This is a genomic window from Acinetobacter sp., from assembly GCF_036659555.1.
Classification (GTDB): Bacteria; Pseudomonadota; Gammaproteobacteria; order Pseudomonadales; family Moraxellaceae; genus Acinetobacter.
On sequence record NZ_JAVXCI010000123.1, the window covers coordinates 1 to 6,680 of the forward strand.

Genomic DNA, 6,680 nt, shown 5'->3' on the forward strand with positions numbered 1-6,680 from the left:
TCGATGGCTTGAAAAAAGCTCAAGTGATCATCGACCGTCGCGTACTTGCTGACATTGCTATGCATGACGCAGTTGCATTTGCTGCTTTAGCTGAAAAAGCTAAAGGCGCATTAGCTGCTTAATCATCTGCGATGATTGAAAAAAGACCGCTTTTTAGCGGTCTTTTTTATTGTTAGGCTATTAATTTTAAAAATAGAAAATAATCAGAGCTAAAACATGAATGATGAAAAATTTTTAAATCACTTAATCCGGCAGTCACAGCAAGGCGGCCAGTTTGAGTATTTATATTTCTGGGGGCATAGCCCTAAGCAGGCCAATACTGCAGATAAAAGCTGCTTCAGCCAGTGGTTTCCGGCGCAATTTGAAGCGGACGGCATTGAATACCTCACGGCTGAACATTACATGATGGCGCAGAAAGCCAAGCTGTTTAATGATGAAGAAGTTTTCGCGCAAATCCTGCAGGTGAAGCATCCGAACGAAGCGAAGCAGCTTGGCCGGAAAGTGCGGAATTATGATGAGCAGCTGTGGCGGGAAAAGCGCTTTGAAATTGTGGTGCAGGCGAACCTTGCTAAATTCTCCCAGCATCCGGAATTAAGCGATTTTCTGCTGGCGACGCATGAGCGCATTCTGGTTGAGGCATCGCCGGTAGATAAGATCTGGGGAATCGGCATGGCGCAGGATCATGAGCAGATTCAAGATCCAGCGCAGTGGCATGGCTTGAATCTGCTCGGTTTTGCGCTCATGCAGGTTAGAGCGCAGCTTCTGGCGCAGCAGCGCGGAACTGCCTAAGGATCAGCGATGCGCCGGCAATATCATTTCAGGAAAGCAGGGGATGACATTCATATCTGGGATGTGCACCGCCTGATTCAGCTAACACAGGCTTTTAGGGTAAAGAAAGTTCTGCTTGCAGATATTCAGGAATTAAACGAAGCCTATTGGTTTCCAGACAAGCATCCGACAACACAGCAAATCATTGAGCATTTTAAGCTGGTTCAGGATGCTGATTTAAGCTATTCGGTTATCCTCTGTGCAAAAGGCCGGGTGATGGACGGGATGCACCGCGCTGCCAAGGCCAGTTTGCTCAAGCGCGCAGAGATTCTGGCGGTGCAGTTTGAGCACACCCCAGCGCCTGATTTCATCAATATCGCAGAGGATGAGCTGGACTATGCAGATGGCTGATCCTTCATCAGGGCGAATGGCTGCTATTGTGCATGACTGAAATTGCCCATAATGCATATATAAAGATAACCCGTTCTGAGGGCAGTATTGCGGATGGCTGAAATGAAAAGAATCAATGTTGTGGGAACTTCTGCCACAGGGAAATCAACATTCTCTAGAAGCTTGGCGGCGAAGCTCGGCCTGCATTATATTGAGCTGGATAATCTATTTTGGCTGGATGACTGGCAGGAATGCCCGGATGAGGTGTTTTTTGCCAAAATTGAGTCTGAGGCGGCAAAGGCTGCAGCCGGCTATGTGATAGATGGCAATTATACCCGCGCCATTCCGGTGAAATGGGCGGAAATTGATACGGTTATTTGGCTGGACTTGCCTTTTCCAGTCAATTTATACCGCTCCATCAAGCGCGCTGTGCAGCGGGCCTGGTCGAAGCAGAATTTATGGGAAAACTCCAATAATCAGGAAAGCCTGCAGCGCATGTTTGGGCGCGATTCTATTGTCTGGTGGATGATCACAACACACCGGAGAAACCGGCAAAAGTATTTGCGGATGATGAATGCGCCTGAATATCAGCATATCCGCTGGATTCATTTAAAAAGTCAAAAACAGATCGATGCATTCCTGCAGCGGCTTAATGCTTGAACTGGATAGAATGCATTGAATCCGCCGGCGGCAAGTTTTCTTGGTTACATAAATCGGCTTTAATTCTGTGAAGTCTATCTGCTTAATAAATAAAAAGATCAATTATAAGGACACGATAAGATGCTTGCGGAAATTACGGGTGTAAATCAGGCGCGGATCAGCGTGAAGCTGGAAATGATTCCGCGAATTGGTGAGTCGGTCAAAATTATGTACGGGCCTGACGCTCAATTGGAAGGGGAAGTGGTGGCGGTGCAGCATTATATTAATCAGCATGCCGATGAGCATAAAGTGCAGATAGAAATCAGGCCCTTTAATTATTTGATTACGGCTTAAATTGCCTTTAAAAAGCGCCCGGAAGGGTAATGCTTAACTGACTGGCATGAACCCGGAAAGGCGCTTTTTATTGGCTATGCATAGGCTGGCCTTTATTGAGGCCTGAAATTAAAGCCCAAAATAATAGGCGAAAATGCAGATAATCACCGTAATTAAAATTAAGGCGAAGACTCCGGTTTTTCCGGATTTATGCTCTGCAGGGCCGGGCTTTGCCGGAGAGGAGTCGGCAGCAGGGACTGCATGGCTTTCCAGCGGCGAGGCTGCTTCTTTTGCGGTCAGGCGGGCGGTTTTGTAGTGATTGGCTGCTTTGACAATAAATTTTGCGCTTAAATCATCCAGCTTTTGGGAAAAATGGCGAATATTCAGCTGCTCTTCCGGGCTGAGCACTGCGCCATCCTCATCATAAGGATGCTGGATTTTGGCTTGAATGAAATCGGAGAGCGCTTCCAGCCGGTGCAGCGTGCGGTGCGCGTAATCCGCCTGATAATCGGTCGGCAGCAAAGACAGCGGCGGCGCATCTGCAGATTCAATATTCTGCAAGGCTGTGCCGTAATAAGGCAGCTCAGCCTGCGCCGGTTCTGCAAAGCCGGCAGCGAATTTGCTGCTGAACAGCTCATTATCGGTATAAACTTGAATATCATCCCAGTTCGGCTGCTGCAGGTCGGCATCAATCAGCTTGGATAATTTAGAATTCAGCTCAAAGCGCCAGAAGGTTTCCTGACGCAGCGCAGGCTGCTGCGCCGGCGGGGCTTCATAATCGTTGTCGGCGCTGTACCATTCCGCCAGCTCCTTGCCGAAAATCCACGCCTGCTTCTTATGCGCTTCATGGCTGACAATAAAATGCGCCAGCGCCAGCAGCTCAACATTGCCGTTCGGATTTTTTTCCTCATTCAGCAGGCTGGAGCTGTGCAGGCTAATGCGCGAAACCCCGCGCTTTTTCAGGCCTTCCAGCCAAATTTGAAAATGCTGCGCCAGCAGGTGCTGTGAAATCAGGTCGCGGAACAGAAAGCTGTGCTGATCAAAGATGGCGTGCTGCACCCAGCGCTGGAAACTCAGATCCTGCCCCAAGTATTCATTTCCGTAGGCAACTAAAGCCAGCTGCCGTTTCCAAATTTGATCGAGCGCCATAATGATTGATCTCATTGATATTGCGCTTATCTTATACTTTTTTTAATTCCGGATGCTATGCGAATTTTACTTGCGAATGCGCTTCATCATCATGGCTAAAAACTGTTAGAATGACGGGTTTTTTATATATTTCTAAATTGTTGCTTTGAGAGTTACTATGTCACTGGAAGCCCTGACCGCTGAAGCGCTCGCTGCGATTGCAGCAGCTCAAGACCTTGCTGCACTTGATCAAGTTCGAGTGCAATTTACGGGCAAGAAAAGCCAGCTCGCGGAACAGTCTAAAGCACTGGGTAAAATGGACCCGGAAGCGCGCAAAGTTCAAGGGGCTGCCATTCATGCGGTTCGTGAAGCCGTCAATGCTGCGCTGACTGCGCGTCAAGCTGAACTGCAGCAGGCTGCGCTGGAACAGCAGCTGGCCAGCGAAACGATTGACATTACCCTGCCCGGGCGCGGCCAAAGCATCGGCAGCATTCATCCTGTGACTCAGGTGCAGGAGCGCATTTGCCAGTTCTTTACCAAAGCCGGCTTTAGCGTGGCGACTGGCCCTGAAGTTGAAGATGACTATCACAACTTTGAAGCGCTGAATATTCCGGGCCATCACCCTGCGCGCGCCATGCACGATACCTTCTATTTCGATGCCAATCACTTGCTCCGCACCCATACTTCCGGCGTGCAGATCCGCACCATGGAAAACAGCCAGCCGCCAATCCGCATTGTCTGCCCGGGCCGGGTATACCGCTGCGATTCTGACCAGACGCATTCGCCGATGTTCCATCAGATTGAAGGCCTGTATGTGGCTGAAAATACCAGCTTCGCTGAACTGAAAGGCCTGCTGGTGAGCTTATTGAATGAATTCTTCGAAAAAGATCTGAAAGTGCGTTTCCGCCCATCTTATTTCCCATTCACTGAGCCAAGCGCGGAAGTGGACATTATGGATGAGCGCGGCAAATGGCTGGAAGTTTTGGGCTGCGGCATGGTGCATCCGAATGTGCTTCAGGCAGCCGGCATTGATCCTGAAAAATACAAAGGCTTTGCTTTCGGCTTGGGTGTAGAGCGTTTTGCCATGCTGCGCTACGGCATCAATGACTTGCGCATGTTCTACCAGAATGATGTGCGCTTCCTGCGCCAGTTTGCTTAACGGTTGAAAAAGATATTTAACAATTTAAAGGTTTATTGAAATCCCCCTAAATCCCCCTTTAAGAAAGGGGGACTTCCGCGGCCAAAAATAGAGCGTGTGGCTTTCCCCTCTTTTGTAAAGAGGGGGTAGGGGAGATTAAGGAAATTGAATTTATGAAAATTAGCGAAAATTGGCTGCGCGCATGGGTTAACCCGGCAATTGACAGCGGCACTTTATCTGACCAGCTGACTATGCTTGGCCTGGAAGTGGATGACATGGCGCCTGCAGCCAAGCCGTTCAGCGGCGTTGTAGTCGGCGAAGTGCTGACTGTGGAGCAGCATCCGGATGCGGACCGCCTGCGTGTAACTACAGTCAATATTGGCAGCGGCGAGCCTTTGCAGATTGTCTGCGGCGCGCCGAATGTGCGCGCGGGCATGAAGGCGCCGGTGGCAACCATTGGCGCAGTTTTGCCGGGTGATTTCAAAATCAAGAAAGGCAAGCTGCGCGGCGTTGAATCGCAGGGCATGCTTTGCGGCGCGTCTGAAATTGACCTTGAAGATAAAATTGACGGCCTGCTGGAGCTTCCGGCAGATGCGCCTGTAGGCGCGGACATCCGTGAATATCTCGAGCTGGATGATCATGTGATTGACATCAGCATCACCCCGAACCGCGGCGACTGCTTCAGCATCCGCGGCGTGGCGCGGGAAATTGGCGTGATCAACCAGCTGCCGGTGGCTGCGCTTGAAATTAAGGAAGTGGCGGCGGCGATCGCAGATCAGAAAAATGTGATTGTGGATACCGACGGTTGTCCGCGCTATTTGGGCCGCATCATTAAAAACGTCAACACCAAAGCGCCGACGCCGGCATGGATGGAACGCGCCTTGGCGCGCTCAGGCATCCGCCAGCACAGCATTCTGGTGGATATCACCAACTATGTGCTGATTGAGCTTGGCCAGCCTTTGCATGCCTTTGATGGCGGCAAGGTTGAAGGCGCGGTGCATGTGCGCCAGGCTGCTGCCGGTGAAAAGCTGGTGCTGCTGAATGAGCAGGAAGTTGAGCTGCAGGAAGATGTGATGGTGATTGCGGATGACGCAAAAGCATTGGCCATCGCCGGCATCATGGGCGGCCTGTCATCTTCTGTTACCGATGAAACCGCGGAGATTTTTCTGGAATCCGCTTTCTTTGCGCCGCTGCATATTGCCGGCCGCGCGCGCCGTTTTGGCCTGCATACCGACGCTTCGCAGCGCTATGAGCGCGGCGTGGACTTTGAACTGCCGATGGCGGCCATGCACCGCGCATCACAGCTGATTGCTGAATTGGCCGGCGGCGAGTTTGGCCCGATTACTGCGGTAGAGCAGGCTGCGCTTTTGCCGAAGCGTGAAGCGATTGTGCTGAATCAGGCGCAGGTCGATCAGCTGCTGGGCTATGCGGTTGAATCTGCATTCATCAGCGATGCGCTCAGCCGCCTGGGCTGCGCTGTTACCGTGAAGGCTGAAGGCGAATGGACGGTTGTGCCTCCTTCACACCGCTACGACATGGCGATCTATCAGGACTTGATTGAAGAAGTGGCGCGCATCCATGGCTATGACAACATTCAAATTAGCCTGCCTGTAATGGATGTGAAGTTGGCTAAATATGCAGACCAGTTTGAACTGGCGCAGCTGCGCCAGACTGCAGTGACTTTGGGCTACCAGGAAGCCATCAGCTTCAGCTTTGCCGATGCCAAGCTTGAAAAGCAGCTGAATCCGCAAGTCCAGCCGCTGGCTTTGGCCAATCCGATTTCCAGCGATCTGGCGGTGATGCGTTCAACTCTGCTGTCCAGCTTAATTCCATGCGTTCAATACAACCTGAACCGCCAGCAAAGCCGCGTGCGCTTCTTTGAGCTGGGCCTGCGTTTTGACTATCAGGGCGCATCCAGCATTCATGACTTGAAGCAGGTGCCGGCATTTGCCCTGATCGCAGCTGGCCCGCGCACTGCAGAATCCTGGCATGGCAAGCCTGCTGAGATGGATTTCTTTGACTTCAAAGGCGATGTGGAAGAAATTTTAGCGGCGGCGCGCCTGCAGGTGGAATATGTGCGCTCAGAGCGCGCCTGGCTGCATCCTGGCCAATCGGCTGAGATTTTGCTCAATGGCCAGTCAATCGGCTATTTAGGCCGCCTGCACCCGTCTTTGCAAGCTGAGCTGGATTTAAGCGCCACTTGGGTGGCCGAACTGGATCAGCAGGCTATTTTGCAAACTTATGTATCTAATTTTACAGAATTATCACGTTTTCCATCGGTTAG

General features: G+C 51.2%; 7 protein-coding genes and 1 pseudogene. 7 read left to right on the forward strand and 1 reads right to left on the reverse strand.

Translation table 11 applies throughout. The annotated features are described in order from the left end of the window. The 5 genes and pseudogenes from rplT to RSA72_RS13315 all read left to right on the forward strand — a co-directional run. Nucleotides 1-122: pseudogene (gene rplT / locus RSA72_RS13295) on the forward strand (50S ribosomal protein L20); the annotation flags it as partial. 94 nt (nucleotides 123-216) lie between these two features. Beyond that, nucleotides 217-789, forward strand: a complete 573-nt coding sequence (locus tag RSA72_RS13300; protein WP_332624547.1) for an NADAR family protein — start codon at nucleotides 217-219, stop codon at nucleotides 787-789. A gap of 9 nt (nucleotides 790-798) precedes the next feature. Beyond that, a complete protein-coding gene (locus RSA72_RS13305) occupies nucleotides 799-1,179 on the forward strand; it encodes a hypothetical protein (RefSeq protein WP_332624548.1) in 381 nt (126 codons plus the stop codon). Nucleotides 1,180-1,281: 102 nt separating this feature from the next. Further along, nucleotides 1,282-1,818, forward strand: coding sequence for an adenylate kinase (locus tag RSA72_RS13310; protein WP_332624549.1), 537 nt, complete (start codon nucleotides 1,282-1,284; stop codon nucleotides 1,816-1,818). Nucleotides 1,819-1,938: 120 nt separating this feature from the next. After that, on the forward strand, nucleotides 1,939-2,151 hold the full coding sequence (locus RSA72_RS13315; protein ID WP_068907738.1) for a hypothetical protein: 213 nt from the start codon (nucleotides 1,939-1,941) through the stop codon (nucleotides 2,149-2,151). A 108-nt stretch (nucleotides 2,152-2,259) separates the two neighbouring features. Here RSA72_RS13315 and RSA72_RS13320 read toward each other — a convergent pair whose 3' ends face one another. Beyond that, nucleotides 2,260-3,279, reverse strand: a complete 1,020-nt coding sequence (locus tag RSA72_RS13320; protein ID WP_332624551.1) for a hypothetical protein — start codon at nucleotides 3,277-3,279, stop codon at nucleotides 2,260-2,262. Between the two features lie 157 nt (nucleotides 3,280-3,436). Between RSA72_RS13320 and pheS the strand changes: the two genes are divergently transcribed. Then, nucleotides 3,437-4,417: a phenylalanine--tRNA ligase subunit alpha gene (gene pheS / locus RSA72_RS13325; RefSeq protein WP_332633327.1), complete on the forward strand. Its 981-nt coding sequence runs from the start codon at nucleotides 3,437-3,439 to the stop codon at nucleotides 4,415-4,417. A 152-nt stretch (nucleotides 4,418-4,569) separates the two neighbouring features. Continuing rightward, the coding region (gene pheT, locus RSA72_RS13330; protein ID WP_332624598.1) for a phenylalanine--tRNA ligase subunit beta at nucleotides 4,570-6,680 on the forward strand (2,111 nt) is incomplete at its 3' end.